This window comes from Bradyrhizobium sp. BEA-2-5 (assembly GCF_032918025.1).
Lineage (GTDB): Bacteria > Pseudomonadota > Alphaproteobacteria > Rhizobiales > Xanthobacteraceae > Bradyrhizobium > Bradyrhizobium pachyrhizi.
Map to the genome: position 1 here is coordinate 2,281,318 of NZ_CP136629.1, position 25,556 is coordinate 2,306,873.

At 66.2% G+C, this 25,556-nt stretch carries 24 protein-coding genes; 14 read left to right on the forward strand and 10 right to left on the reverse strand.

Translation table 11 applies throughout. The features are described 5' to 3' along the window. Nucleotides 1–120: 120 nt before the first annotated feature. Together RX327_RS10635 and htpX are read left to right on the forward strand one after the other, a co-directional pair. Nucleotides 121–1,773 carry an ATP-binding protein gene (locus RX327_RS10635; protein ID WP_317250206.1) on the forward strand — a complete coding sequence of 551 codons (1,653 nt, stop codon included), beginning with the start codon at nucleotides 121–123 and terminating at the stop codon, nucleotides 1,771–1,773. Between the two features lie 238 nt (nucleotides 1,774–2,011). Further along, nucleotides 2,012–2,944 carry a zinc metalloprotease HtpX gene (gene htpX, locus RX327_RS10640; RefSeq protein ID WP_317250207.1) on the forward strand — a complete coding sequence of 311 codons (933 nt, stop codon included), beginning with the start codon at nucleotides 2,012–2,014 and terminating at the stop codon, nucleotides 2,942–2,944. 254 nt (nucleotides 2,945–3,198) lie between these two features. Here htpX and RX327_RS10645 read toward each other — a convergent pair whose 3' ends face one another. Next, entirely contained in the window at nucleotides 3,199–4,149 is a 951-nt protein-coding gene (locus RX327_RS10645; RefSeq protein ID WP_050387382.1) for an aldo/keto reductase, read from the reverse strand. Between the two features lie 281 nt (nucleotides 4,150–4,430). Between RX327_RS10645 and RX327_RS10650 the strand changes: the two genes are divergently transcribed. Both RX327_RS10650 and RX327_RS10655 read left to right on the forward strand, forming a co-directional pair. Then, entirely contained in the window at nucleotides 4,431–4,889 is a 459-nt protein-coding gene (locus RX327_RS10650) for a GYD domain-containing protein (RefSeq protein WP_244482605.1), read from the forward strand. 531 nt (nucleotides 4,890–5,420) lie between these two features. Beyond that, entirely contained in the window at nucleotides 5,421–5,678 is a 258-nt protein-coding gene (locus RX327_RS10655; protein ID WP_063779991.1) for a hypothetical protein, read from the forward strand. Nucleotides 5,679–5,686: 8 nt separating this feature from the next. Here RX327_RS10655 and RX327_RS10660 read toward each other — a convergent pair whose 3' ends face one another. Continuing rightward, on the reverse strand, nucleotides 5,687–7,132 hold the full coding sequence (locus RX327_RS10660) for a short-chain fatty acyl-CoA regulator family protein (RefSeq protein ID WP_317250208.1): 1,446 nt from the start codon (nucleotides 7,130–7,132) through the stop codon (nucleotides 5,687–5,689). Nucleotides 7,133–7,560: 428 nt separating this feature from the next. On the opposite strand from RX327_RS10660, the gene RX327_RS10665 reads away from it, so the two are divergent. From RX327_RS10665 to RX327_RS10675, 3 genes are all read left to right on the forward strand, one after another. Further along, on the forward strand, nucleotides 7,561–7,770 hold the full coding sequence (locus RX327_RS10665; protein WP_317250209.1) for a hypothetical protein: 210 nt from the start codon (nucleotides 7,561–7,563) through the stop codon (nucleotides 7,768–7,770). Between the two features lie 312 nt (nucleotides 7,771–8,082). Continuing rightward, the gene (locus RX327_RS10670) at nucleotides 8,083–8,655 is read left to right on the forward strand and encodes a hypothetical protein (protein ID WP_317251238.1); all 573 of its coding nucleotides are present in this window, start codon (nucleotides 8,083–8,085) and stop codon (nucleotides 8,653–8,655) included. Between the two features lie 21 nt (nucleotides 8,656–8,676). Next, nucleotides 8,677–9,417, forward strand: coding sequence for a glycine-rich domain-containing protein (locus tag RX327_RS10675; RefSeq protein WP_050387378.1), 741 nt, complete (start codon nucleotides 8,677–8,679; stop codon nucleotides 9,415–9,417). On the opposite strand, the gene RX327_RS10680 is transcribed toward RX327_RS10675, so the two are convergent. Further along, nucleotides 9,414–10,301, reverse strand: coding sequence for a metallophosphoesterase family protein (locus RX327_RS10680; protein WP_050387575.1), 888 nt, complete (start codon nucleotides 10,299–10,301; stop codon nucleotides 9,414–9,416). The genes RX327_RS10675 and RX327_RS10680 overlap by 4 nt on opposite strands. Nucleotides 10,302–10,413: 112 nt before the next feature. On the opposite strand from RX327_RS10680, the gene RX327_RS10685 reads away from it, so the two are divergent. From RX327_RS10685 to RX327_RS10695, 3 genes are all read left to right on the forward strand, one after another. Beyond that, nucleotides 10,414–10,938, forward strand: a complete 525-nt coding sequence (locus RX327_RS10685; RefSeq protein WP_410712154.1) for an NUDIX domain-containing protein — start codon at nucleotides 10,414–10,416, stop codon at nucleotides 10,936–10,938. A gap of 39 nt (nucleotides 10,939–10,977) precedes the next feature. Then, nucleotides 10,978–11,490, forward strand: a complete 513-nt coding sequence (locus tag RX327_RS10690; RefSeq protein ID WP_317250210.1) for an N-acetyltransferase — start codon at nucleotides 10,978–10,980, stop codon at nucleotides 11,488–11,490. Nucleotides 11,491–11,603: 113 nt separating this feature from the next. Further along, nucleotides 11,604–11,921, forward strand: a complete 318-nt coding sequence (locus RX327_RS10695; protein WP_016839733.1) for an EthD family reductase — start codon at nucleotides 11,604–11,606, stop codon at nucleotides 11,919–11,921. 170 nt (nucleotides 11,922–12,091) lie between these two features. Here the strand turns inward: RX327_RS10695 and RX327_RS10700 are convergent, their stop codons facing one another. From RX327_RS10700 to RX327_RS10725, 6 genes are all read right to left on the reverse strand, one after another. After that, nucleotides 12,092–14,458 carry a TonB-dependent receptor gene (locus RX327_RS10700; RefSeq protein WP_317250211.1) on the reverse strand — a complete coding sequence of 789 codons (2,367 nt, stop codon included), beginning with the start codon at nucleotides 14,456–14,458 and terminating at the stop codon, nucleotides 12,092–12,094. A gap of 111 nt (nucleotides 14,459–14,569) precedes the next feature. Then, nucleotides 14,570–14,992, reverse strand: a complete 423-nt coding sequence (locus tag RX327_RS10705) for a DUF2946 family protein (protein WP_050387374.1) — start codon at nucleotides 14,990–14,992, stop codon at nucleotides 14,570–14,572. A 163-nt stretch (nucleotides 14,993–15,155) separates the two neighbouring features. After that, the gene (locus tag RX327_RS10710) at nucleotides 15,156–17,219 is read right to left on the reverse strand and encodes a hypothetical protein (RefSeq protein ID WP_317250212.1); all 2,064 of its coding nucleotides are present in this window, start codon (nucleotides 17,217–17,219) and stop codon (nucleotides 15,156–15,158) included. Between the two features lies 1 nt (nucleotide 17,220). Further along, entirely contained in the window at nucleotides 17,221–20,031 is a 2,811-nt protein-coding gene (locus RX327_RS10715; protein ID WP_317251240.1) for a DUF4159 domain-containing protein, read from the reverse strand. Then, a complete protein-coding gene (locus RX327_RS10720; protein ID WP_317250213.1) occupies nucleotides 20,031–20,972 on the reverse strand; it encodes a DUF58 domain-containing protein in 942 nt (313 codons plus the stop codon). The genes RX327_RS10715 and RX327_RS10720 overlap by 1 nt, the downstream gene beginning before the upstream one ends. After that, nucleotides 20,972–21,976 carry a MoxR family ATPase gene (locus RX327_RS10725; RefSeq protein WP_317250214.1) on the reverse strand — a complete coding sequence of 335 codons (1,005 nt, stop codon included), beginning with the start codon at nucleotides 21,974–21,976 and terminating at the stop codon, nucleotides 20,972–20,974. The genes RX327_RS10720 and RX327_RS10725 overlap by 1 nt, the downstream gene beginning before the upstream one ends. Nucleotides 21,977–22,217: 241 nt before the next feature. Here RX327_RS10725 and RX327_RS10730 point away from each other — a divergent pair, with 241 nt between their 5' ends. From RX327_RS10730 to RX327_RS10745, 4 genes are read left to right on the forward strand one after another with little or no spacing between them, the layout of a single operon-like run. After that, a complete protein-coding gene (locus RX327_RS10730) occupies nucleotides 22,218–22,859 on the forward strand; it encodes a DUF1285 domain-containing protein (protein ID WP_317250215.1) in 642 nt (213 codons plus the stop codon). 32 nt (nucleotides 22,860–22,891) lie between these two features. Beyond that, nucleotides 22,892–23,527: a CoA pyrophosphatase gene (locus RX327_RS10735; protein WP_410712183.1), complete on the forward strand. Its 636-nt coding sequence runs from the start codon at nucleotides 22,892–22,894 to the stop codon at nucleotides 23,525–23,527. After that, nucleotides 23,524–23,787, forward strand: coding sequence for a DUF6111 family protein (locus RX327_RS10740; RefSeq protein WP_317250217.1), 264 nt, complete (start codon nucleotides 23,524–23,526; stop codon nucleotides 23,785–23,787). The genes RX327_RS10735 and RX327_RS10740 overlap by 4 nt, the downstream gene beginning before the upstream one ends. Beyond that, on the forward strand, nucleotides 23,784–25,040 hold the full coding sequence (locus tag RX327_RS10745) for a CCA tRNA nucleotidyltransferase (RefSeq protein ID WP_317250218.1): 1,257 nt from the start codon (nucleotides 23,784–23,786) through the stop codon (nucleotides 25,038–25,040). Before RX327_RS10740 ends, RX327_RS10745 begins: the two co-directional genes overlap by 4 nt. A gap of 142 nt (nucleotides 25,041–25,182) precedes the next feature. Here RX327_RS10745 and RX327_RS10750 read toward each other — a convergent pair whose 3' ends face one another. Further along, complete coding sequence (locus RX327_RS10750; protein WP_050387370.1) at nucleotides 25,183–25,449, reverse strand: YodC family protein; 267 nt, start codon at nucleotides 25,447–25,449, stop codon at nucleotides 25,183–25,185. Nucleotides 25,450–25,556: the final 107 nt, after the last annotated feature.

Here is a 25,556-nt window from a genome sequence, read left to right on the forward strand (position 1 = left end):
AACAACGGGGGTGCCGCTCTTAGACCAATTGGGCTTCGGCACGGCAAGACGCCGCCGCTATGATCGGCGGGTGATTCGCGGGCAGGGGTGTCGGCGGATCGATCACGCCCGGAGGGACCCATGTGGAGTTTTCTCGAGCGTCTCTTGGATTCGTCGACGTTTTCGCCGCACGGCATCTGCCTGTTGTGGGAGCCGGAGCTGATCTGGCTCCACGTGATTTCAGACGCGATCATTGCCGCTTCGTATTTCTCGATTCCGTTTGCGCTGGCGATCCTCGTCTCCAAGCGGCGCGACTTCCAGTTCGGCTGGATGGCGTGGCCGTTCGCCGCGTTCATCCTCGCCTGCGGCCTCACCCATGTGTTCTCGATCTACACGCTGTGGGTGCCGATCTACGGTCTCGAGGGCCTGCTCAAGGCGCTGACCGCTGTCGCCTCGATCTTCACCGCAGTGCTGCTCTGGCCGCTGATCCCGCGGATCCTCGCGATCCCGACCGAAGAGCAACTGCGCGAGGCCCATGTCGCGCTCGCGGAGGAGGGACGGCAGCGCCAGCGCTCGGAATTCCTGCTCGAGCGTTTCCGCGAGGCCGAGGCCAATGAGAGCAAGATCCGTCACGCCGAGAAAATGGAGGCTGTCGGCCAGCTCACCGGCGGCGTTGCGCATGACTTCAACAACATTCTGACCGTCATCACCGGGACGATCGAGATTCTCGCGGAGGCGGTCACCCACAACCGCCAGCTCACGGAGATCACCGCGCTGATCCGCGATGCCGCCGAGCGTGGCGCGCAGCTGACCCGGCATCTGCTCGCCTTCGCGCGCAAGCAGCCGCTGCAGCCGCGCGAGATCGACGTCAACGCGCTGATGGCCGACACCATCGAGCTGCTGCGGCCGACCATCGGCGACCATGTCGACATCGATTTTCGCTCCGCACCCGATCTGCCGCGCGCACTGGTCGATGGCAACCAGCTCGTCACCGCGATCATCAACCTTGCGCTCAATGCGCGCGACGCGATGCCGAAGGGCGGCAGGCTGACGATCGAAACCAGCAACGCCGAGCTCAAGCCATCGGACGTGAACGGCCATGACGGGCTTGCCGCCGGCGACTATGTCGCGATCGCGCTGACCGACAGCGGCCGAGGCATTGCGGAAGCCGATCTGGCCAAGGTGTTCGAACCGTTCTTCACCACCAAGGAGGTCGGCAAGGGCACCGGTCTCGGCCTCAGCATGGTCTACGGGTTTGTCAAGCAATCCAACGGCCACGTCGTGCTCGACAGCGAGGTCGGTCGCGGCACCAGGGTGATGCTCTATCTGCCGCGCGCGGCGGTGGTCTCAGCGGCAGCAATACCCGAGCGGCGGCAGCCGGACGCGCGCGGCGCGCGGGAAATCGTGCTCGTCGTCGAGGACGACAGACTGGTGCGCTCCTACGTGCTGACCCAGATCGAGAGCCTCGGCTACACCACGCTGTCGGCCAATAATGGCCGCGAAGCCCTTGCCGTGCTCGACAGCGGCGCGCCGATCGATCTGTTGTTCACCGACGTCATCATGCCGGGCGCGATGAACGGGCGCGACCTCGCCACCGAGGCGCGGAAACGCCGCCCCGGCCTCCGCGTCCTCTTCACGTCGGGCTATACCGATGACGCCATCGACCAGGACGGCAAGCTCGAGCAGGGCATCCTGTTCCTGGCAAAACCCTACAGCCGCGCCGAACTCGCCCGCATGTTGCGCGTCGCGCTGCGCGAGGACGAAGCGGCGATCGCGCAGGAGCCGGCGGCGTAGGCGCGCCCCTGTAGCCCGGATGGAGCGAAGCGCAATCCGGGGGCAATGTGCGCCGCAGAAGCGATCCCGGATTTCGCTGCGCTTCATCCGGGCTACGGGTGACTGCTTGCACATAACCGATTGTTAACCCGCGCCGCGTCGCTGCGACGCACTGGTTCCCCTTGCGGCTTCAGCGGCAAAATCCCTACCTCAGCGGCGTCAGTTGTGGCAGCATTCCGTCTGCCGTCAGGGAACCACGATGAACTATTTCCGCACCGCGCTCCTGCTTGCCGGCCTCACCGCCCTGTTCATGGGCGTGGGCTATCTGATCGGCGGCGCCTCGGGCGCCATGATCGCGCTCGTCATTGCCGCCGCGACCAATCTCTTCACCTACTGGAACTCCGACCGCATGGTGCTGTCGATGTACGGCGCCCATGAGGTCGATGCGGGCTCGGCGCCCGAACTCTACAATCTCGTCGCCGAGCTGGCGCAGCGCGCCGGCCTGCCGATGCCGCGCGTGTTCGTGATGGACGAGGTGCAGCCCAACGCGTTCGCGACCGGCCGCAACCCGGAGAACGCCGCAGTTGCCGTCACTACCGGCCTGATGAACCAGCTCAGCCGCGAGGAGCTCGCCGGCGTGATCGCGCACGAGCTCGCGCACATCAAGCATCACGACACGCTTCTGATGACCATCACTGCGACCATCGCGGGCGCGATCTCCATGCTGGCACAGTTCGGCATGTTCTTCGGCGGCAATCGCGAGAACAACAATGGTCTGGGCATCGTCGGCTCGATCCTGATGATGATCCTCGCTCCGCTCGGTGCCATGCTGGTGCAGATGGCGATCAGCCGCACCCGCGAATACGCCGCCGACAATCTCGGCGCGCGCATCGTCGGGCAGCCGATGTGGCTGGCCTCGGCGCTGGTGAAGATCGAGGGCGCCGCGCATCAGGTGCCGAACTACGAGGCCGAGCGGAATCCCGCGACCGCGCACATGTTCATCATCAATCCGCTGTCGGGCCACGGCGTGGACAATCTGTTTGCGACCCACCCCTCGACCCAGAACCGCATCGCCGCGCTGCAGCAGCTCGCCGCCGAACTCGGCACCCAGACCGCGCCGCGCCCGGCCGGCGGAAGCTATCCGCCGCGCAGCCCATGGGGCGGATCAGGCCAGCGCGGCCCGTGGGGCTAGGGTGAGGTGAGGCGAGATTGGACGGCAGCCGCGAAGGCGGTGTGCTCCCTCACCCCGTTCTTACGGGAGAGGGTTGGGGTGAGGGGCTGTCTCCGCAAATACGGCGATAGCTGCATTCGCGGAAGCTCTCCCTCACCCGGAACACATCTAGCGATGCGTCATAGCCGAAGCTTCGCTTCGGCGTTCTTGAGAACGGCGGCCGAAGGCCGCCTATGCCTCTCCTCGCACGCGGGGCGAGGTGAAGTGGAGCCGCGCTACGCGCTCGCGGCGTCCAGCCGTTCGACCTGGTTTTTACTCAGCTCAAGTTTGGTTGCCTCGACCAGCGTTGCGACCTGCTCGGGCCTGGTGGCGCTGGCAATCGGCGCGGTGACGGCGGGTTTTGCCATCAGCCAGGCGAGCGCGACCGCGGCCGGCTCGGCGCGGGTTTCCGCGGCGACCTCGTCGAGGCCGGCCAGGATGCGCATGCCGCGCGGGTTCATGTATTTTGGAATGCTGCGTGCACCGCGCGGGCTCTTGGCGAAGTCGCTCTCCGAGCGATATTTGCCGGTCAAAAATCCGGCGGCGAGCGAGAAGAACGTGATCACGCCGACGTCGTTCGCCTCGCAGACGCGTTGCAGCGCGCCTTCGTAGCTTGAGCGCTCCGCGAGGCTGTATTCGGGCTGCATGCTCTCGTAGCGCGGCAGGCCGTTCGCCTTGGCAATGTCGAGCGCGCTCTGGAGTCGCTCCGCCGAGAAGTTCGAGGCGCCGATCGCCCTGACCTTGCCGGCCTTGATCAGTTTGTCATAGGCCGCGAGCGTCTCTTCCTGCGGTGTCGTCTCATCGTCCTTGTGGGACTGGTAGAGGTCGATGAAATCGGTCTGCAGCCGCCGCAGCGAGTCCTCGACGGCGCGCGCGATGTAGTCCGGCTTCAGCCCGACATTGCCGCCGCCCATGTCCATGCCGACCTTGGTGGCGAGGATGATGCGGTTGCGGTTGCCGCGCGCCTTCATCCATTTGCCGATGATCGTTTCGGATTCGCCGCCGCTGTGGCCCGGCACCCAGCGCGAATAGACATCCGCCGTATCCAGGAATGTCAGCCCCTGATCGAGCACGGTGTCGAGCAGGCGAAACGACGACGTCTCGTCCACGGTCCAGCCGAATACATTGCAGCCGAAGCACAGGGGAGGAACAGTGAGGCCGGAGCGGCCGAGCGCGCGATGCTTCATGAGTTTTCTTTCGCTTGTTCTTGATAGCGGGCGCCGGACACTGAGGCAGATCGCCCTTGTTTGCAAGGCGTCGTCCCGTAACCGCCTGGCAGGCGCCCATGCGTCGCTTGGCCAGCTCGGATGGATCGGATCCGTTCGTCGGTCAGGTCAAGCGCGCTGCCCCTCGGTGCCGCATCGACCAAGGAGAGATTTCGTCGCAGAGCAGAAACGCGATTTTATTTGCCGCGGGTCTGATGTAGATTGCGCGGCGAGCTGCCACCGGTTGCGCCGAAATCCGGAGAATGAGCGGCAGCGCGACTGGCCATCGGCAGGCCATTTCTTCTCATTTTTCAGTACGAAATGCTCTGCCCGGGCCGCGCGCCTGGGTGAATGTTTTTTCATTCCAACCAAACGGAGCGATTGCCATGCATTTCTGCTTCTCTGGTGAATACACCCCGCGTTCCCTGAACAACATCATGGAAAACCCGACGACCAATCGATACGAGGCCGCGAAGAAGTTGATTGAGGCCGCCGGCGGAAAGCTGATTTCGATGTACAGCACGGCGACCGATGGCCCCGGCGTGATGGTGATCTTCGACGTGCCGGATCCGAGCTTCGCGCCTGCGATCAGCGGCGTGGTCGTGGCGGCCGGCGCCATGCAGAATGTGCGGCTGGTCCGGCTCTTTACCCAGGATGAGATCAAGGTGGTGCGTCAGCACGCGACCAAGCTCAAGACCGCCTACACGCCGCCCGGCGGCTAGCAGACCGAGCGATCCAAAACGGCGCAGATCGATCTGACGCTGTTGTCTCTCTCGCGCGGCGGCGCTTGCCAGCGCGCCGCGCGAAGGCGAGGGCCGTTGCGCGCCACAGATCCGGGGCGCGGTCGACGGATGGGCAGTCGCTCAGGCGGATGTCCTGCGCGCATGCCGGCTCGCAAGCCCCGGCTGGTTGTGCCGTCGCATGACGTCCGCCGCCTCGCTCGGCATGTCGTCGGGCGAAAATCGCCGCCATTCCTGAGTCACGCGCGCATCGCACCGCCGGCATCTCGGCGCGCGTCACATGTCTAAAACAATGAGCGACTAGTTGTGCGACCGTTGATGTCTCATGTCGCGAGAATGCGGAGGCATGACTCAGTGGCTGAGCCACAAGCTCGGTGTCGTCCCTGCGAAAGCAGGGACCCACAACCACCAATGCTGATTGTCGAGCGACGCTGGGACGACGAGTCCTGTCTACAATGTCCGTCACGGCGTATGGGTCCCTGCTTTCGCAGGGACGACGCATGGGGGAACACCATGGCCAAACGACAAACCGGACGTTCGCGGCGCGCTTTCATCGGTGCCGCTATGGCAGGACTTCCCGCGACACTTCTGCTGCGAACCGCCGCGGCCTTCGACAAGATGACCAAACCGCAGGCGGAATATCGGGACACGCCGAACGGCATCTACTCCTGCGGAATGTGCACGCTGTTTGTCGCGCCCGATGGCTGCAAGGTGGTCGGGGGCGCGATCAGCAAGGACGGCTGGTGCAAGGCCTTTGCCGCGGTGGATTGATCCTGAGCTCACAACTCCCGCGCATTCGAGAACGCGAACGAGGACACGCGCCGCGTCGTCTCGTCCAGGATCAGCGTGCGCGTGATCGGGGGCTCGGCGCGCTGGGCGCAGTTTTCGCGCTCGCACAGACGGCAGTTGACGCCGATCGGCGTGCCCTCGGCCTTTTCCAGATCCATGCCAGTGGCATAGACGAGCTTGGCCGCATGACGGATCTCGCAGCCGAGGCCGATGGCGAAGCGCGGCTGCGGCAGCGGGTGCGGCGCGACGGGGCGGCGCACCATCTGCGCGATCGAGAAATAGCGCGTGCCGTCCGGCAGCTCGATCACCTGCTTGAGCAGGCGGTCCGGCGTGTCGAAGGTCGAGTGCACGTTCCACAGCGGGCAGGTGCCGCCGAATTTCGAGAACGGGAAGGTGCCGGAAGAGAAGCGCTTCGAGACGTTGCCGGCATTGTCGACGCGGAGCAGGAAGAACGGAATGCCGCGCGCGTTCGGCCGCTGCAGGGTGGTGAGGCGGTGGCAGACCTGCTCGAAGCCGGAATTGAAGCGCTGCGCCAGCACGTGGATGTCGTAGTTGAGCGCTTCGGCTGCGGCAAGGAAGGCCGGATAGGGCATCATCACCGCCGCTGCGAAGTAATTGCCGAGAGTGATGCGGTAGAGCCGGCGCGCGGTGTCGTCGAGCGGACCGGCGCGGCTGACGATGGCGTCAATCGCGGCGCCGCACTCAACAAAGCCGATCTGCAGCGCAAGCTGGAAGCTGCGGCCGGAGCTGTCGACGAGCTCGGAGATCAGGAGCTGGCGGCGATGCCGGTCGAAGCGCCGCAGCGTCTCGCGCATCACGTCGACCGGCATCATGCGGGTCTGGATCGAATGCTTTTCACGCAGGCGCGTGGTCAGCGCCGTGAACAGGTCTTCGGCCGGCACGTTCAGCTCATCGCGCAGAGTCTCTGCGGCCTGCTCGAGCTCCGGGAAATAGTTGCGGTTGGCCTCGATCAGCTCGCGCACGCGCTCGACCGGATTGGCTTCATAGCGCGAGCCGACGTCGCGGTCGGCCATTTGCGCGGCGGCCAGCGTCTCGCCTTGGCGGGCCTCGGTATAGGCGGCGTAGAGCCGCTGCAGCGCGTGGGTGACGCCGGGACAGAGCTCGGCGAGGTCGCGCAGCTCCTGCTTGGGCAGGTCGATCTGGCGGAACAAGGGATCGGAGAAGATCTCGTTGAGCTCGGCGAAGAAGCGGTCCTCGTCGGCGGTGGCGAGGTCGCGCAGGTCGAGGTCATAGGTCTCGGCAAGGCGCAGCAGGATTTGCGCGGTCACCGGGCGCTGGTTGCGCTCGATCAGGTTGACATAGCTCGGCGAGATCCCGAGGCCCTCGGCGATCTGGGTCTGCGACAGCCCCAATTGCTGCCGGATCCTCCGGAAGCGCGGGCCGACGAAGAGTTTCTTGCCGGATTCACCGGGCACGGGTTGGTCTCGATTGTCGCAGCAAATTCTGACCGCCTCGCCCCGCGCGCGGGGAGAGGCCGGATCGCATCGTCAGATGCGATCCGGGTGAGGGGGACTCTCCGCGAGTCTCGCTGCGGAGACATCCCCCCACCTCAACCCTCTTCCCGTAAGAACGGGGAGAGGGAGAAGAAAAACCGGCGGGCATGGCAGGCTTCCTGACCTATGTTGTGACAATATTTACAAATCGACATTTATTACAAGTTCAGATGTTACATGACATCACCAATAAAAAACAAGGCATCTGTACGAACTTCGCGTTTTCGCGTTTATCTCCTGACACGCAATTCGCAATGCGCTGTCAAGAATGTCGATGCGGCGAACAGTTGCGGGAATCAAGGTGCAGGCGGCTGGGCAAAGGCAGCCCGATTTTTTGTAGGAGACTGACAATGACCAAAGGCAGCAATTTCTGGGTGATCGGCGGCGAGTTCGGTTCGATGAACTTCCACAAGCTCGTGGAAGGCTCGGCCCAGGTCAAAGGTCCGTTCAAGTCCCGCAAGGAGGCTGAGGACTGCTGGCGCGAGGTATCGGAAGAGAGCCGCCACAAGGCCGGCGTCCGCTTCTCGATCGTGGAAGAGCCGTCACGGGTTTCGGCCTGAGCGAGCGTGATCCGGAAAAGTGGGAACCGGTTTTCCCTCGCGACAAACGCAATCGTTTGCGCGGAGATGATGCTCAAACAAGAGATGACGTCGCGATACGCGATCGCATCGTGAGGCAGCTAAGAAAACGTCCAAGGACGGCGGCCCCATCCGGTTTCATCCGGGTGGGGTCGACCGCTTTTGGGACAGCGTCAGGCCCTTGATCTGGGGATAAGTGGCGGCCTAAGTGCTTGGGAACCAACGCCCTTTGCGGACATCTTGGTTGCTGATAGGTTAATGCGCAGGAAACCCGTCACCACGAGGCCGCAAGGCATGTCCGATCCGCACAACACCGGCAGCGAGGCGCGCGAGATGCGGCCGACGCTGCGAGAGGCGCTGCGGCGGGCGCGGATCGAGGCGGCCGATCGCACCGGTGTTGTCGTCGAACTGCGCGACGCCGAGGTGGCGCGGCTCGAGATCCTCAACGACGCGCTCGATCCCCTGTTCGCGCAGGTGCCTGATCAGATCGACCTGTTCGACCGCGGCATCAGCCAGGGCGATACGCCGAGACTCTGGATCGACGTCGTCGCCCACATCGTGATGGGGCGCGACAAGCGGATGTATCGCTTCGTCCAGGACACCCGTTTCGGCCGCATCGTCCTCGCCGAATCGCACGACACCGCCGTGATCGTCGAGGCCGTCACCGATTATGTCGCGCGCCGCATGGTCGAGCGCGAGCGGGCGATGGTGGCAACGCCGCTTCCGGTTGCCGAGCCGCCGGCGCGGCCGCCCGTCCCGGTGGCGCCGAAGCGCCGTGGCGGGATCGGCATGTTCGTGTTCGGCTTCGTCATGGGCGCGCTCGCGCTGTTCGGTCTCGCGCTGTTTGCGAGCTTGCAAAACTTCTAGCCGCTCGAGGGGCGGGGCATCGTGGTCATAACACCCGCCTCGGCATTTTTCGGCGTCCTCGCGGCCGCCGCGGTGGTCGGCAGCGCCGTGCTGTTCGGCAAGTGGCAGACGTTGCGGCGTGCCGAATACATCCGCACCTTTCACTGGCCGGCGGGCCTGTTGGCGCGGCTCGAGAAGCGTCACCCCGGCTTCACCCGCAAGGACAGCGCGCTGGTCTCGCGCGGCCTGCGGCAGTTCTTCCTCGCCTATCTGATGAGCGGCAGGCGTTACGTCTCGATGCCGTCGCAGGCGGCCGACGACCTCTGGCACGAATTCATTCTCTACACCCGCGAATACGATGCGTTCTGCCGCCGCGCCTTCGGCGGCTTCCTGCATCACACCCCCGCGGTCGTCCTGGTGAAGGAGCGGCGCAGGAGCAATGAGGGCCTGCGGCGGGTCTGGTGGTACTGCTGCAAATACGAGAACATCGATCCGGTCAGGCCGACACGGCTGCCGCTGCTGTTCGCGCTCGACGCCAAGCTGAACATCGCGAACGGCTTCATCTACCACACCGACTGCGAGGCGCTGCGCCGCAGCGGCATCGGTGGCAGCAGTCCCTATTGCGGCGGCGATTTCTCCGACTCCTCGATCGACGGATCGTCAGCCGGCTTCGGCGATGCCGGCAGCGACGGGAGCAGTGGCAGCGATGGCGGTGACGGCGCCGGCGATGGTGGCGGCGGTGACAGCGGCGGCGGGTGTGGCGGTGGCGGGGGCGGCGATTAGGACAGTCGTACTTGCTTCAATTCGCGAATGCCGGCGTGATCGCCGAGCCCGCGCACGGTCTGCTCGCAGCGCCAGCCATTGCCGTCACGCTCGATCGTGAACAAATTGTAGGCCGCCGCCGGATAGTGCTTGCGCGCCAGCGCCGATGCCGACGGCACGCCGATCGCCGGGATCTTCCGCTCCGGGCCGTCGAACCACATCGTCGAATGGATGTGGTCGTGACCATGCAGCACCAACTCGACGCCGTGGCGCCTGAGCAGCGCCAGCAGCTGATGCGAATCGGTCAGGCGCTTGGCGCGGCCGTCGGAGTGCAGCGGGTGATGCACCAGGAGGACGCGGAAGGCGTTCTCCCGCGACAGCTGCGCGAGGATCGCGTCAAGCGCATCGAGCTGGGGATGGCCGAGCCAGCCGGTCGCCATCAGCGGCGGGGTCGGCACCGCCGAGGAGACGCCGATCAGTGCCAGCGGCCCGCGGCGGCGCACGAACGGAAAATGCGCTGTCGCGCCGTCAGCGTCGCCGCGCAGATAGTCGCCGAAGTGACTGACGAAGCGATGCCGGGTCGCGCGCACATAGGCGTCGTGGTTGCCGGGGACCACGGTGACGTCGGCAGGTGAACCCACGCCCTCCAGCCATTGCCGGGCCGGATTGAACTCGGCATCCAGCGCCAGATTGACCAGGTCACCGGTCACGGCGACATGGTCCGGCTGCTGCGCCTGCATGTCCGACACCAGCGCGTCGAGCACGTCGCGGCGGTGATATTTGTGACGGTTGCGCGTCCAGTTCAGGTAGCCGAAGGCGCGCTTGCCGGCGAGATCGCGCAGCCGCGCCGCCGGCAGCGGCGGCAAATGCGGGTCCGACAGATGCGCGAGGCGGAACGCCGCCATCATGCGATTCCCTTCGGATTGTCCGCGAAAAGTGGCCGGCAGCCGGTCATGTCGTGCTATCCCGAACGTCCTGCCCTGTATTGGCAAGAGCCGCGCAGGCGCGCAAGGATCAATGCACGGATCAAAGCACCATGATGTCGAGGGTTCAGTGACGGTCCTGCTCGATTTACGCAAGCGCTACGAGCCGCAGATCAGATGGGTGTTTCATTTCTACTGGCGGCTGGTCCGCAGCATGACGCTCGGGGTCCGTGCCGTCGTGCTCGATGCCGACAACAGGGTGTTCCTGGTCAAGCACAGCTACGTCCACGGCTGGTATCTGCCGGGCGGCGGGGTCGAGGTCGGCGAAAGCTTTATCGAGTCGCTGCGGCGCGAATTGGAGGAGGAGGGGCGGATCGAGCTCAAGGGCGAGCCGGCGCTGCACGGCATCTTCCTCAACAGCCACGTCTCCCGCCGCGACCACGTCGCGGTCTACGTCGTCAGGCAGTTCAGGCAGGACCGCCTGCCCGCGCCCAACCGCGAGATCGTCGAATGCGGGTTCTTCGATCCGGCTGATCTGCCTGACGAGACCACGCCCGGCACGCGGCTGCGGATCGCGGAAGTGCTCGAGGGCAAGCCGCCGACGGCGACATGGCGGTGATGGACCGCGCCCGCGCCAGATGCTATCCCGCGCCCCACAATGACCGAATTGTCCCTGACCATCCTGCCCGAGACCCCGAAAGACGCTCAGGCGATCGAGCGGCTGCACGAACGTACCTTCGGTCCCGGCCGCTTCGTGCTGAGCGCCTACCGGATTCGCGAGCACGTCGACCATCTGCTCGAACTGTCCTTCACCGCCCGCATCGGCACGCTGCTGGTCGGCTCGGTCAGGCAGTTGCCGATCCTGATCGGCGACACGCCCGCGCTGCTGCTCGGGCCGCTCACCGTCGAGCCGCCGTTCCGCGGCCGCGGCGTCGGCCGTGCGTTCCTCGAGCGTGCGATCAACGACGCCCGCGCCAAGGGTCACCGGCTGATCGTGCTGGTCGGCGACGAGCCGTATTATGCGCGGGTCGGCTTCAAGCCGGTCCCGAAGGGACGCATGACCATGCCCGGCCCGGTCGATTACAGTCGCCTGCTTGTCATGGAACTGGTCGACGGCGCGTTCGAGGGCGTATCCGGGCCGATCCAGCCGGACTGGAGCAAGGCGATCTGACATCCGCGCGAGCGGTGCCGGAACGGTTGCGCACCATCGGAAACTGAAGCACAGTTGAGGCAAGCGCCGGGACAAGACCGGCGCATGTCATATCAACAGGGAGAGTGTGCGCCATGATCAAGGTCAGTGTGATGTATCCGAATAATCCAGGCGCACGCTTTGATCACGACTATTATCGCGACAAGCACATGCCGCTGGTGAAGGCGCGGCTGGGCGACGCATGCAAATACTACACCGTCGACAAGGGCCTCGCCGGCGGCGCCCCGGGGCAACCCGCAACCTATGTCGGAATGTGCCACATCTTCTGTGACTCGGTTGAGGCCTTTGCCGCCGGCATGGGCAAGCACGCCCAAGAGATCATGGGGGACATCCCGAACTACACCGATCTGCAGCCGGTGATCCAGATCAGCGAAGTCGTCGTCGGCCACTGATCGAGCAGGTTACGCGGCTCCCCTCAGAGACGCTGGTTGCCCGGATGGGGCGAAGCGAAATCCGGGATCAGTCTCATCGCGGGAGCAATCTCCCGGATTGCGCTGCGCTCCATCCGGGCTACGCGATCGCAAAATCCCTCTGCCGCTGGCGGCAGAGGGATACGCTTGGCTCAGAACTTCAGATTCGCGAACGCCCGCACGCCGATGCCGGGCAGCAGCACCTCGTCCTTGGTATAGGACACCGAGTTGCGGATGTTCTCGTTGAGCAGGTTGTTGCCGGCCAGACCGAGCGTCATCTCGCGCGCGCCGATCCATGACGAATTCAGCTTGGTGTTGTAGGTGATCTCCGCGTTGAGGAGATTGTAGCCCGCGGTCGGGGTCTCGCCGATGACGGCGATGTCGTTCTGCGCAAAGGCGTGCACCAGATTGATGCGGGTCAGCCAGTTGCTGTCGCGCCAATAGAAGCCGCCGCCAAGCCGCACCGGCGGAATCCGCGGCACGTTGGTGCCGTCGCTGAAGGTGGCGCGGACGAAGTCGAACTGGTTCTCGATGCCCCAGATGCCGCCGTTGAGCGGGCCGATGTCGAACTGGCTCTGGAATTCGGCGCCGCGGAAGATCGCGTCGCGCTGCGAATAAACCGCCTGCCGCGCCTCATTGTTGGGGTCGCCATTACCGCAGGAGGCGAAGTCGTCGTCGCACATGACCCCGGTGAGGCGGCGATAGATGAAATTGTCGAAATGCGTGTAGTAGACCGTCGCCTCGAAGCGGAACGGCCCCGTCGCCCTGCGCACCCCGAGCTCGACCGATTTCGCGGTCTCGATGGTGAGGTTCGGGTTGCCGATGTCGAACGTCGCCGTCGCGTCGTGACCGCCGCGGGAGAACAGCTCGGCCGCCTTCGGCGCGCGCTCGACATATTGCGCGGTGATGCTGCCGACCATGCCGCCCGGCAGGTCCTGCAACAGGCCGATGCTGCCGCTGACCGGCGTGTAGGAAGGATTGCGTGCGATCGAGCTCTGCGGTGCGCCGTCAGGCAGATAGTCCGCCGGGAAATTCGGCATCGATCCGTGCAGGTCGACATGCTCGATGCGGCCGGCGATTTGCGCCTTGGTCGCCTCCGTGAACTTGAACTCGTTGAAGGCGTAGCCGGCAACGCGCGTGCTGTTGTTCGGGTCCCACAGGCCGTTGAACAGCGTGCCGGGATTGTCCGGGCTCGGCGCGCTCAGTTCCTGATGGCCGACCTGGAAGCCCAGTGCGGTCGTCACCTCGGCGAAGCGGGCGTTGAACGGCATCAGCTGCACCTCGGTGCGGATCTCCTGCTCCTTGTTGGTGAAGGTCTGCCTGATGCCGTCGGTGTTGAGGTCGGCGGGATCGGCAAGGCCGATCTCGTTGTGCCGGTAGTCGGTCGCGCCGGCCCAGAAGCGGATCGCGTCGATCGCGGCCGCGTCGGGATGGTACTCGCCCTTGACGTTGATCTTGGTCTGGTGCGCGTCGATCCGCGTGTTGTGGTCGGCGCCGTCGATGCCGGGGATATGGTAGAGCGAGTCGTTCTGCGTGATCGACGCGCCGATATAGCCGCCCTGGAAGAAGTAGGAGCCGCCGATCGAGGCGCCGTCCGAGCGCGTCGCCGAGTTGGGCTGGCGGCCGTTCAATGGCTGGCCGGGCACAAATAAATAGGGATAGCTCGGGATGCTGTAGTCGCTGGTGGTGCGGCCATAGGCGTCGGCATGCACGGCGACATTGTTGCCGCCGGCGTCCAGCAGCATGCCGCCCTCGACGCCGCGGTTGACCGAGCTCACCGAGGTGCGGGTCTCGACATTGAGGCAACCCGGCGCACCGCCGTCGGCCAGCGGCGCCTTCACCGGCAATCCGTAGCTCTGGAACGGCGCCGCCGCGCAGGAGGGCATTGCGTCCGGAATCCGGTTGTTGGTGGCGCTGACCACGCCGCCGATCGAGGTCGAGCCGTAACGCAGTGCCGCCGGCCCGCGCACCACTTCGACCTGGTTGGTCGCGAGCGGATCGATCGGGACGAAATGATCCTCGCCGAGATCGGAGGCGCCGCCGGCATTGGTGCCGTTCTCGACGATGCCGACGCGGTTGACGTCGAGACCCCTGATGATGGGCCGGCTGGATGCGCCGGGCGCGAAGCTCGATCCGGTGATGCCGGGCTTGGAGAACAGGAGATCGCCGAGCGTGGCGCTGCCGGAGCGCCGCAGTTCCTCGTTGGGTATCACGGTGACGGTGGCGAACTGATCGGTCACCACGGGCAGCACGCCCTGCTGCGGTGCCGGCGCCGGTGCCGCAGGCGCCGGTTGCACGGCCGCGGCGCGTTCGCGGTTGCGGCTCGGCGCGGACCGGGCAACATGGCTCGGCGTGCGCGTTGGCGCGGTCCGGTGCCGTTGGATCGGGCTCGGTGCCGTCACGGTGATGTCAGGGAGTTGCGTCGGCGTGTCGTCGGCCAGCGCATTGTGGCTCATCGCGCCCAGCAATAGCCAGCTCACGCTCCCGATGTGGAGTGCTCGTTTCTTCTGAAGTGTCATTGTCCCGATCCAGGCCCGTCGAAATGACGGATCGATTCCGATTTGCCCCGCTGGCGCAGGCCGCGAATGTGACGCGGCCGTCCGCTCAGGGCGTGCAGCAATCAGTCGATGTCAGGACAGGGGAGGTGCGCGGGAGTGGAAGGCCGCCGGCGCCGATTTCAGATGGGCGAATTCGGCATTGGTGGTGCGGAACAGAAGCTCGATGGCTTCCGGCAGCAACAGCACCGGCGGCGCCGTGAACAGCATGCTGCTCGCGAGCGAGATGACGGCGCAGATCGCGCAATTGTCGGCCGGATGCCGGTCGTTGTCGGGATTGGCGGGCTGTGGCGTCCCGGTCACCTGGACGGCGAGGTCCGGCGTCGCCGAGGTCCCGATATAGGCGAGATCGACCAGCGACAGCCCGGTCTGGACTGCGGGCGCCGCTTGCGCAGCCGCGATCGGATGGAAATGCCCGAATGACAGCAAGAACTGGACGGCGAGCGCGAACAGCGCCAGCCGCGAGCCAGTCTTGATGTGTTGCCGGAACCACTTCATGCCGATAACGCCCGCCCAATCGGGAGCGCATCAACACCCCAGCGCTCCGATGTTACATTATAACATCGGATGGCTTGCGCGATGTCAACCAGCGTTCAGACAAACCGTGTCGATGCGTTGCCTGTGTGTGTTTGACGCAACGCCGACGCGAGCCCGGCCGGGCTCAGCGTCCCTCGCGCAGCCATGTTGCCGCGAATGCGCCGAGCAACAGCAGCAGGCCGACCAGGCCGGCGAACATCGGCAGCACGCCGACACCCTTCACGACGCTGGCGTCGCGCATCTTGACGCCGAGCCAGCCGTCGCCGCGGAAGATCGAGGAGGAACGCACCGGCACGACGCGCGGCATGTCGAGGCTCGAACCGTCGACGATGCGCCCGGCGTCGCCGCCCGTTGCCTGCGTCAGCGGCTTCAGCGTCTCGACCGTGGAGGTGACTTCCGAAAACTCCTTCGGATTGGTCGGGCCGACATTGATCAGCGCCTTCAACGTGCCGTCGGTGGCCTGCCACAGGCCGAGCTCGTTCGCCGGCAGGCTGGCGCGCCACTCGCCGGGATCGCCGGCGGTGAGCGTCAGTTCGCGCGTGGTGCCGCTCGGCGACGTCACGGTGACCGGCTGGACGCTGTCCGCCATGGTCTGGCGCACCACGACGAGGTCCTTGCCCTGCACCTGAAGCCGCAGCGCCTCCTCGTCCAGATCAGGCTGCTTCATCAGCCAGTGCGACATCCGCCTGAGCAGATCGAGATGCGGCCCGCCGCCCTCATAGCCGCGCGCCCACAGCCAGATGTGGTCGGAGAGCAGCAGCGCGACGCGGCCCTCGCCGAAGCGCGACAGGAACAGAAGCGGCTTGCCGTCGACGCCGGTCATGACAGGCGGGTTCACCGCATTGCGGGTGTCGACGGTGCGGAAGAACCTGCTCCAGCGCGGCGGTTCGCTGGCGGAGCCCTCCAGCCCGCGCGTGACCGGATGACGCTTACCGGCATCGCTTAAATGCGCATAGAACGGCTTTTCCGTCACGCCGACCGGCTCGGCCGGCAGCACCGAATCCAGCGGCGTGCGCCAGATGCTGGTGTTGGAAGCGTAGTCGGGCCCGGCCGAGACCAGCACCGCGCCGCCCGAGCGGACATAGCGCGCGATATTGTCGAAATAGGCGATCGGCAGCACGCCCTGGCGGGCGTAGCGGTCGAAGATGATCAGCTGGAATTCGTTGATCTTCTGCTGGAACAGCTCGCGCGTCGGAAACGCGATCAGCGACAATTCGTTGATCGGCGTGCCGTCCTGCTTCTCCGGTGGGCGCAGGATGGTGAAGTGGACGAGATCGACGCTGGCGTCGGACTTGAGCAGATTGCGCCAGGTGCGTTCGCCCGAATGCGGCTCGCCCGAGACCAGGAGCACCCGCAGCTTGTCGCGCACGCCGTCGATGGCGACGACGGCGCGGTTGTTCACCGGCGTCAGTTCGCGTTCGAGCGGCGAGGCCTCGATCTCGACGATGTTCGGACCGGCGTGCTTGATGTCGACGTCGACGCTGGCGCTCTGGCCGCTTCCCAGCGTGCGCTCGTTGATGACCTCGCCGTCGCGGCGGATCGTGACCCTGGCGCGCTCGCCGGAGACACCCTGGTCGTCGAGGCGATAGTTGATGGTCTGGGTCTGCCCGACGATGCCGAAGCGCGGCGCCGCCGTGATCGCGATGCGGCGGTCGCGCTCGTCCTTCTGCCCCGTGACCAGCGCGTGCACCGGCGCCTGGAAACCCAGCGCGGCGGCGTTCGCCGGAATGTCGTGGACGCGGCCGTCGGTGATCAGGAAGGCGCCGGCGACGCGGTCGACCGGCACGTCCGCCAATGCCGAGGCGAGGGCGCCGAACAGCTTGGTGCCGTCGGTCTCGCCGTCGGCCTGCCCGGCCTCGACGACGCGGACTTCGAGGCCCTTGATCTTCTTCAGGCTGTCGACCAGCGCTTCCTGCGCCTGGGCGGCCTCGCGGTTGCGGTTGCCGAAATTCTGGCTCGGGCTCTTGTCGACGACGACGGCCGCCACCGAGGTGAGGGGATCGCGGTCCTCGCGGGTGAAGGAGGGATTGGCGAGCGCCAGCAGGACCAGCGCCAGCGCGGCCACGCGCACCGCGGCGCCGCGCGCGCGCGCCAGCAGCAGCACGAGCGCGATGACGACGATCGCGGCGAACGCGAGCCACAGCACGATCGCGGGAACAAGCGGCGTGAATGCGATGCCGTAATTCATATTATTGTCCCAGCCGCTCGATCAGCGCCGGAGCGTGCACCTGGTCGGCCTTGTAGTTGCCGGTCAGCGTGTACATCACGATATTGGCGCCGGCGCGGTAGGCGAATTCGCGCTGGCGGGCGTCGCCGCCGGTCACCGGCAGCATGGCCTGCCCGTCGGGCCGCACCGCCCAGGCGCCGGCGAGATCGTTCGATGTGATGATGATCGGCGAGACGCCGTCGCCGCCGCGCGCCGGCCGCTGCGCGCTGTCCTCGTCCTCTTCGCGCGGCAGCGTCTCGACCCAGGTCTGGCCGGCGGTGAAGCGGCCGGGGAAGTCGCGCAGCAGATAGAAGGTCTTGGTCAGCACGTGCTCGCGCGGCACGGGCTCGAGCTCGGGCACGTCGAGCGAGGAGAGTATCTCGCGCAGCGTCTGCATGCCGGGCGTTTGCGATGAGCCGTTGTCCCCCGGCGGCGCTTCGACGGCGTCACGGGTATCGAAGATGACGGTGCCGCCTTGCTTCATGTAGGCGTCGATCTTGTTGATGGCGTCCTGCGGCGGCTTCGGTGCGCCCGGTACGATCGGCCAGTAGATCAGCGGGAAGAAGGCGAGCTCGTCGCGCGCCGGGTCGATGCCGACGGGATCGCCGGCCTCGAGCGCGGTGCGCTGGGCCAGGAACAGCGTCAGCCCGTTCAACCCCGCCTTGACGATGGAATCGACGTCGGCATTGCCCGTCACGACGTAGGCGAGTCGCGTCTGCGACACCGCCTTCATCGCGAAGTCGTCACTGCTGGCGTTCTGCGCGCGTGTCGGCGAAGGCACCATCGTGGTCGCAAGGATGAAGGCCAAGGCGAGCACGGCCGGTGCCGCGCGCCGCCGGACCAGCGCGGCAAGGCCGCCGCCGAGCAAGGCCACCACGATTGCATCGAGCAGGAACAGCGCCAGCGCCGTCGACAGCATGATGCCGCGCAGGTCGCGCGGTTCGGCGTTGGTGTAGCTCGCACGCGTCGCGCGCAGGGCCGAGGTGTCGAGCGGCGCGATGCGATCGGCGGAGGCGAGCGTGTTGACCGCGATCGGGCTCTCGGCAGTGCCGTAGAAGCCGGGCGGATGGTCGGCTGTACCGCGATCGCGATAGTCCGCCGACATCGGCTTGGCGCTCGAGGGCGGCGGCCCAAAGACGCCGAATCCGTCGAGCGTGCGCAGCGGCGCAACCGTCTCGGCATTGGGATCGCTGGCAACGCCGGCACCGGGCTTGGCGGTGTAGCCGGACATGTCGACCACCCGCCGCAGCATTTCGACGAAGGTGCCCGACATCGGCAGGTCCGACCAGCGCATGTCGGCGCTGACGTGGAACAGGCTGACGAGGCCCTTGCCGCGATGCTCGCCGGTCACCAGCGGCGTGCCGTCTTCCAGCGAGGCCCAGCTCTTGGTGGCGAGCACGGCGTCGGGCTCCGCCAGCACCTGGCGGCTCACGGTGACGTCCTTGGGGACCACGACGCCGGCAAACGGGCCGTCGGCCGCGAAGGAGGCCAGATGCTGGGGCTTCTCCCAGGTCAGGCTGCCGCCGAGCGTCCGGCCGCCCTTGCGCAGCTTGACCGGCACGAGGTCGTCCTCGGCCTGTGCCAGCCGGGGACCAGCGAACCGCACCAGCACGCCGCCCTGGTCGACCCAGGCATTGAGGCGCTCGCGAATCTCCGGCGATAGCGTGCCGACGTCGGCCATCACGATCATCGGCAGCCGCTGGTCGAGGAATTGCCCGATCACCTGCTGCGGCGCGCCGCGATCGCCGAGCCGGACGTCGGCGAACGGCGCCAGCGCGCGGGTGAGATAGAAGGTCGGCGCCAGCAGCGGCTGCGCGGTCTCGCTGGTCGAGCCCGAGACGATGCCGATGGCGCGGCGGCGCCAGCGCTTGTCGAGCAGCTGCACCGCGCCGGCGGAGCGCTCGCCGGATATTTCGAGCCGGGTGATGTCGTTGCGCAGTTCGACCGGCAGATCGAACGCGGCTTCGGTCTCCCGATCCTGCGGTCCGAATGTGTAACGGGCCTCGCCGATCGGCGAGCCCTTGGCGTCGACCGCGCGCACCGTTCCCGCCGCGATGCCGCTGTCGGTGCGCAGCACCTTCACCGTCATCTTCGCCGCAGCGTTCTCGGCCGCGACCAGCGCTTGCGCCGACTGGGCTCCGCCCGCATAGATCGTCAGATTGCGGCTCTCGATCACCTTGCCGAGCCCCTCGGTGAATTCGCTGCCGCGGCCGGTGTCGACGCCGTCGGACAGCCAGGCGATATCGCAGTCGCCGGTCGACTTGAGGAAACGTCCAAGCGCGCCGAGGGTTTCAACCCGATCGACCGAGTAGGGCTTCGGCGCGAGCTGGCGCAGCGCGACGCGCGCGGCGCCCGCCGGCATCAGGGTGATGTCGCGGTTCGGCTCCGACAGCGGCACCAGTGCGATGGCGCGGCCGTCGTTGTCGGCATTGGCGATCAGCTCGTCGGCGGTCCTGATCCTGACGTCCCAGTGCGATGCGGCGCTCCAGCCGTCGTCGAACATGATCATCAGCGGCAATTTACCGGCGGCAACGCCAGTCTGCGGATTCCAGATCGGGCCGGCGGCGGCGAAGATCACCAACGCGGCGGCGAGCAGGCGGAGCGCCGTCAGCCACCACGGCGTCCGCGAGGGCGTCTCCTCCCTGGGGGCGATGTCGAACAGCAGGCGCGTCGGCGGAAATTCGATGCGGCGCGGCCGCGGCGGCATCACGCGGAGCAGCCACCACAGCACGGGCAGGCTGACGAGGCCGATCAGGAGCAGCGGTTCGGCAAAGGAGAGGGGGAGGCCTGCGATCATGCGCTGCGTCCCGCCTTGACTATTGAGCGGCCGCCGCCCTTGCTCACCTGCATGCCGGCATGCAGGAACAGCAGCAGCTCGGCGGCCGAGCGGTCGGTCGCGTGCGTCGTGAACAGCCAGTCCAGCTTGTTGGTCTCGGCGCGGATCTGGTCGCGATGCAGGGCGAGCCGGGCGACATAATCGCTCGCCCAGCTCTCGGCGCGGCCCGCGGTGATAACGCTGCCGATCTCCGGCTCGACGAACTCGACGCGGCCGGAATAGGGAAACGACTCCTCGGCGGGATCGACGACCTGCACCATCGTGCCGTGCGCGCCGGAGCTGGAGAGCCCTGCGAGCATCGTCCTGATCTCGGAGACCGGCGACCAGAAATCCGACAGCACGATGATCTCGGCCAGCGCCGCGGGTACAAAGGACGGCGGCAGGCTCGCGCGCGTCTTCTCGTCGTGCAACATCGCTTCCGCCATCTTGTCGATCACGTTGAGGCTTGCCGTCGGATTCAGCAGGCCGGGAATGCCGACGCGTTCTCCGCCCGCAACGAGCAACTCGGCGAGCGCGAAGGCTACGATTAGTCCGCGCTCCAGCTTGCTGTCGCGCGCCTCGCGCGAGGCAAAGGCCATCGAGGGCGAGCGGTCAGGCCAGATCCAGACCGTGTGCGAGGCTTCCCATTCGAGCTCGCGGACATAGAGATGGTCGTCACGGGCCGAGCGGCGCCAGTCGACATTCTGCGACGGCTCGCCCGAGACGAAGCGGCGGTACTGCCAGAAATTTTCGCCGGCGCCGGCGCGGCGCCTTCCATGCAGGCCGTGGATGACGTTGGCGGCGATGCGGCGGGCCTCGAGCACCAGACGCGGCAGCGAAGCGGCGAGCGTGCGACTTTCGCCATCGGCACGTCGAACCGCAAGGATCTCCTCGTTCTGGTGCCTGTTGTCTGCTGCCATCAACCGATCCGTGTCTTCAATTGCCGGATCACGTCCGGAATCGTGCGGCCTTCGGCGCGCGCCTGGAACGTCAGCGCCATGCGGTGCTTCAGCACGGGTTCGGCGAGGTCGAGCACGTCGTCGACCGAGGGCGCGAGGCGCCCGTCGATCAGCGCACGTGCGCGCACCGCGAGCATCAAGGCCTGGCTGGCGCGCGGACCTGGGCCCCAGGCGATCAGCTTGCCGGCCTCGCCGCCCTCAGTGCCGGGACGCGCGGCGCGGACCAGCGACAGGATCGCCTCCACGACGGAATCGCCGACCGGCAGGCGCCGGATCAGCCGCTGCGCGGTGATCAGCGTCTCGGCATCCATCGACGGTTTGGCCGCGGCTTCTTCGGCGCCGGTGGTCTCGAACAGGATGCGGCGCTCCGCATCGCGATCGGGATAGTCGACGTCGATCTCCATCAGGAAGCGGTCGAGCTGGGCTTCGGGCAGCGGATAGGTGCCTTCCTGCTCCAGCGGGTTCTGCGTCGCGAGCACGTGGAACGGCTTGGGCAGATCGTGTCGCACGCCGGCAACGGTGATGTGCTGCTCCTGCATCGCCTGCAAGAGCGCCGACTGGGTGCGCGGGCTGGCGCGGTTGATCTCGTCGGCCATCAGCAACTGCGCGAACACGGGACCGGCGATGAAGCGGAAGGCGCGCTTGCCCGCGGTGCTCTCGTCCAGCACCTCGGCGCCGAGAATGTCGGACGGCATCAGATCGGGGGTGAACTGGATGCGCTTGGCGTCGAGACCGAGCGTGACGCCGAGCGTCTCCACCAGCTTGGTCTTGGCGAGGCCCGGCACGCCGATCAGGAGCGCATGGCCGCCGGAGAGAATGGTGACCAGCGTGTTCTCGATCACGCGATCCTGGCCGAAGATGACGGAGGCGATCGCTTCCTTTGCGGCGCGAATCTGGCTCGACACCTGCTCGGCCGAACGGACGATCCCGTCCTCGAGTTTCTCGACACTGTCTGCACCAGCCATTCGATCCGCTCCTTCTTGACGATGCGCGCACATTGGCGCGTCGTCATCATCTGTCGTCATCTCGGCCCTCATGCTAAACCTGAGCGAAGGCCATGTATTCGTTGAATTAACCTATCCCCACCTTATCGGTGCTTCGGGGTATGTACGGCATCACGAAGTGGCGAGAATGACATCCCGACCACATCTCAGGATATGTGCACCAAACGTGCCAGATTGAAGGTAGGAAACTTTAAGGCAAACAATGGCGAAGCAAGGGCAGAGCGATTCCGGCAGGGAAACTACGGGCCTCGGGAGCAAGGGTCTCGAAGGGCTCACCACGGCCGCCAATCAAGCTGCGACATCGGGTCCGGCCGGACGCAAGGGCCTGCCGCCGGTTCACCTGTGGAATCCGCCATTCTGCGGCGATCTCGACATGCGAATCGCGCCTGACGGCACCTGGTTCTACTTGGGAACGCCAATCGGACGTCCTGCCCTGGTCCGCCTGTTTTCGACCATCCTCAAGCGCGAGGGCGACAAGCATTTCCTGGTCACGCCCGTGGAGAAGGTCGGCATCCGCGTCGACGACGCGCCGTTCATTGCCGTGGAAATGCAGACCGGGGAAGACGTGCGCGGCCGCCTGCTCAGGTTCCGCACCAATGTCGACGATTGGGTCGATTGCGAAAAAGGCCACGGCCTCAGATTCGAGGCGGCCGAGGACGGCGGATTGACGCCCTACTTGCACGTCCGCGCCGATCTCTGGGCCAAGGTCACAAGGGCGCTCTATTACGATCTGGTTGACATGGGCGAGGAGCGGATGGTCGATGGCCAGCCGATGTTCGGTGTCGAGTCGGCCGGCGAGTTCTTCGCCATGGCCGATGCCAGTCAGGTGAGGGACGCACTTTGAACGAGCCGTTGCTGAAGGTGGAGCCGGCGACGATCAGCTCGACGGAATTCTTCGCGCGGGCCCGCACGCGGCTCACTTTCGATGTGCCGCCGGGCCTGGTCGATCCGCATATCATTCCGCGCACCGGAGACTCCGGCAACGACCGCATGCTCGAGATCATCGCGCGCGAGCAGCCGGTGCGGCCGGCGGCGGTCCTGATCGCGGTGGTCGACCATCCCGAGCCCACCATCCTGCTGACGCAGCGCTCGGCCCATCTCAACGACCATGCCGGTCAGATCGCGTTTCCCGGCGGCAAGATCGACGCGACCGATTCCTCGCCGCTGGATGCGGCGCTGCGCGAGGCCGGCGAGGAAGTCGGGTTGAAGCGGGAATTCATCGACCCGGTCGGCTATCTCGACCTTTATGGCACCGCGTTCGGCTTCCGCATTCTGCCGACGGTCGCGAAGGTGAAGCCGGGATTCACGCTTGCGATCAACGAGGCGGAGGTGGTCGATGCGTTCGAGGTGCCGCTATCCTTCCTGATGGATCCGGTGAACCACCAGGTGCACAGCAAGGAATTCCGCGGCATGGCGCGGTCCTATTACGCGATGCCGTTCGCGGAACGCTACATCTGGGGTGCGACGGCCGGAATGTTGCGTGTGCTGTATGAGCGGATCTATTCATCATGATCCGGACGATTCTGACCGAGATCGGAATCTTCCTGGTCCCGTTCGCGGTCTATGCCATCTTCCTCATCGCGACGCGGTCCGGCGTGACGCTGCCGGCGTCATGGCCGCTCGACATGATCGCAAAGCTGACGCTGGTGGCGCTGGTGATGGTCATCGTGAGCTTCGTGCTGCTGGCCGAATTGACTGGCGCGCCGCCGAATTCGACCTACGTTCCAGCCCATATCGAGAACGGCAAGCTGGTGCCGGGAGTTGAGAAATGAGCGAGGTGCGCCTGTTGTCCGACGCGCCATGGCTCGCTTCCGGGCCTGCGGCGCGCGTACTCGACCTGCTCAACGCCGACGGCGAGGAAGCGCGGGTGATCGGCGGGGCCGTGCGCAACGCCTTGATGCAGATTCCGCTCGGCGACATCGACATCGCGACCACGGCGCTGCCGGAGGAGGTGATGCGGCGTGCCAAGTCCGCCGGCATCAAGGGCGTGCCGACCGGCATCGAGCACGGCACCGTCACGCTGGTGATCGACGGGCACCCCTATGAAGTCACCACGCTGCGCGAGGACACCGAGACCTTCGGCCGCAAGGCCAGGGTCGCGTTCGGCCGCGACTGGGTGCGTGACGCCGAGCGGCGCGACTTCACCATCAACGGCCTGTCGGTCGACGCCTCGGGCGTCGTGCACGATCACGTCGGCGGCCTCGCCGACATCGAGGCGAGGCGCGTGCGCTTCATCGGCGATCCCGACCAGCGCATCGCCGAGGACTATCTGCGCATCCTGCGCTTCTTCCGTTTTCATGCCGCTTATGGCGCGGGCGAGGTCGATCGCGCCGGTTATCTTGCCTGCATCGGCGGGCGCGCGGGACTTTCCGGCCTCTCGGCTGAGCGGATCCGTATGGAGATGCTCAAGCTCGTGGTCGCGAACGGCGCCGCGAGCGCGGTGGTCGCGATGGGTGACGGCGGCTTGCTGCAGCCGCTGTTTGGCGGCGTTGCCTATACCGGGCCGTTCGCGGCGATGATCGAAATCGAGCGGCTGATGGTGCTCGCGCCGAGCGCGATGCGAAGGCTCGCCGCGCTGACGGTCGCCGTGACGGAGGACGCGCGGCGCATCGCCAGCCGGCTGCGGCTCTCCAACGCCGAGGCCAAGGCGCTCGATTCGATGGGCCATCGCTGGTGGCGCTTGCCCGCCATGGACGAGGCGCATGCCAGGCGAAGGCTCTACCGGCTCGACGAGGAGCCCTATCGCGACCGGGTGCTATTGGCCTGGGCGCGAACCGGCGCGGGCCAGGACGTCGATCAGTGGCGCGCGCTCGCCACGCTGCCGGAGCGCTGGCGCGCCCCTCACTTTCCATTGCGGGCCTCGGATTTCATCGCGCGCGGCATTGCCGAGGGACCGGCACTCGGCCATGTCCTGACCCTGGCGGAGGATGCCTGGCTGGCCGCGGACTTTCCGCTGGAGCCGAAGATACTGTCCGATATCGCCGACCAGACCGCGGCCCGTTTCACCCGCGATCATCGGCTTTGAATTTCCTCTGAGTTTTCTTGCCGGCGTCTCGATGCCGCCGTGATCCGCGGCGGCACGGTGGCAATTGGCTGAACGACGATCGGTCGAACGTCGCATGGAGACGATGCTGCCGGCACCTGCCAGTCAGCATCGCGCCAAAAGATCACGCCGCCTTGCGCTTCTTCTTGCGGTCGCCGTCGTCGTCTTCGTCCTCTTCTTCCGCGTCGTCCTCGTCTTCGTCGTCTTCCTCTTCATTGTCCTCCGGATCGAGCTCGGTCGATTCGAGCGCGACAAGCGGCAAGGTTTCGCGAAACAGATCGCCGTCCGTACCCATCCACAGGCACTCGACCTTGTCCTCGTCGATTTCGACGACCGTGATCGGATGGCCGCCGGACTTCAGCATGACAACATCGCCTGGTTTCAGTTCCATGATTTTTCCCTCCGCGCTGGATAACGCGGGCGGCAGGCTAGCGACCGGTGATGACAGTCAAATCACGGCCGGCGCCTGGCGCAGTGGATTTGCTGTGAAATCAGCCG

Excerpts from the sequence above, each read along its gene's own strand:
- RX327_RS10635 (WP_317250206.1), top strand. The coding sequence starts at position 121 with ATGTGGAGTTTTCTCGAGCGTCTCTTGGATTCGTCGACGTTTTCGCCG.
- htpX (WP_317250207.1), top strand. The coding sequence starts at position 2,012 with ATGAACTATTTCCGCACCGCGCTCCTGCTTGCCGGCCTCACCGCCCTG.
- RX327_RS10645 (WP_050387382.1), bottom strand. The coding sequence starts at position 4,149 with ATGAAGCATCGCGCGCTCGGCCGCTCCGGCCTCACTGTTCCTCCCCTG.
- RX327_RS10650 (WP_244482605.1), top strand. The coding sequence starts at position 4,431 with ATGAGCGGCAGCGCGACTGGCCATCGGCAGGCCATTTCTTCTCATTTT.
- RX327_RS10655 (WP_063779991.1), top strand. The coding sequence starts at position 5,421 with ATGGCCAAACGACAAACCGGACGTTCGCGGCGCGCTTTCATCGGTGCC.
- RX327_RS10665 (WP_317250209.1), top strand. The coding sequence starts at position 7,561 with ATGACCAAAGGCAGCAATTTCTGGGTGATCGGCGGCGAGTTCGGTTCG.
- RX327_RS10670 (WP_317251238.1), top strand. The coding sequence starts at position 8,083 with ATGTCCGATCCGCACAACACCGGCAGCGAGGCGCGCGAGATGCGGCCG.
- RX327_RS10680 (WP_050387575.1), bottom strand. The coding sequence starts at position 10,301 with ATGGCGGCGTTCCGCCTCGCGCATCTGTCGGACCCGCATTTGCCGCCG.
- RX327_RS10685 (WP_410712154.1), top strand. The coding sequence starts at position 10,414 with ATGCACGGATCAAAGCACCATGATGTCGAGGGTTCAGTGACGGTCCTG.
- RX327_RS10690 (WP_317250210.1), top strand. The coding sequence starts at position 10,978 with ATGACCGAATTGTCCCTGACCATCCTGCCCGAGACCCCGAAAGACGCT.
- RX327_RS10695 (WP_016839733.1), top strand. The coding sequence starts at position 11,604 with ATGATCAAGGTCAGTGTGATGTATCCGAATAATCCAGGCGCACGCTTT.
- RX327_RS10700 (WP_317250211.1), bottom strand. The coding sequence starts at position 14,458 with ATGACACTTCAGAAGAAACGAGCACTCCACATCGGGAGCGTGAGCTGG.
- RX327_RS10705 (WP_050387374.1), bottom strand. The coding sequence starts at position 14,992 with ATGAAGTGGTTCCGGCAACACATCAAGACTGGCTCGCGGCTGGCGCTG.
- RX327_RS10710 (WP_317250212.1), bottom strand. The coding sequence starts at position 17,219 with ATGAATTACGGCATCGCATTCACGCCGCTTGTTCCCGCGATCGTGCTG.
- RX327_RS10720 (WP_317250213.1), bottom strand. The coding sequence starts at position 20,972 with ATGGCAGCAGACAACAGGCACCAGAACGAGGAGATCCTTGCGGTTCGA.
- RX327_RS10725 (WP_317250214.1), bottom strand. The coding sequence starts at position 21,976 with ATGGCTGGTGCAGACAGTGTCGAGAAACTCGAGGACGGGATCGTCCGT.
- RX327_RS10730 (WP_317250215.1), top strand. The coding sequence starts at position 22,218 with ATGGCGAAGCAAGGGCAGAGCGATTCCGGCAGGGAAACTACGGGCCTC.
- RX327_RS10740 (WP_317250217.1), top strand. The coding sequence starts at position 23,524 with ATGATCCGGACGATTCTGACCGAGATCGGAATCTTCCTGGTCCCGTTC.
- RX327_RS10745 (WP_317250218.1), top strand. The coding sequence starts at position 23,784 with ATGAGCGAGGTGCGCCTGTTGTCCGACGCGCCATGGCTCGCTTCCGGG.
- RX327_RS10750 (WP_050387370.1), bottom strand. The coding sequence starts at position 25,449 with ATGGAACTGAAACCAGGCGATGTTGTCATGCTGAAGTCCGGCGGCCAT.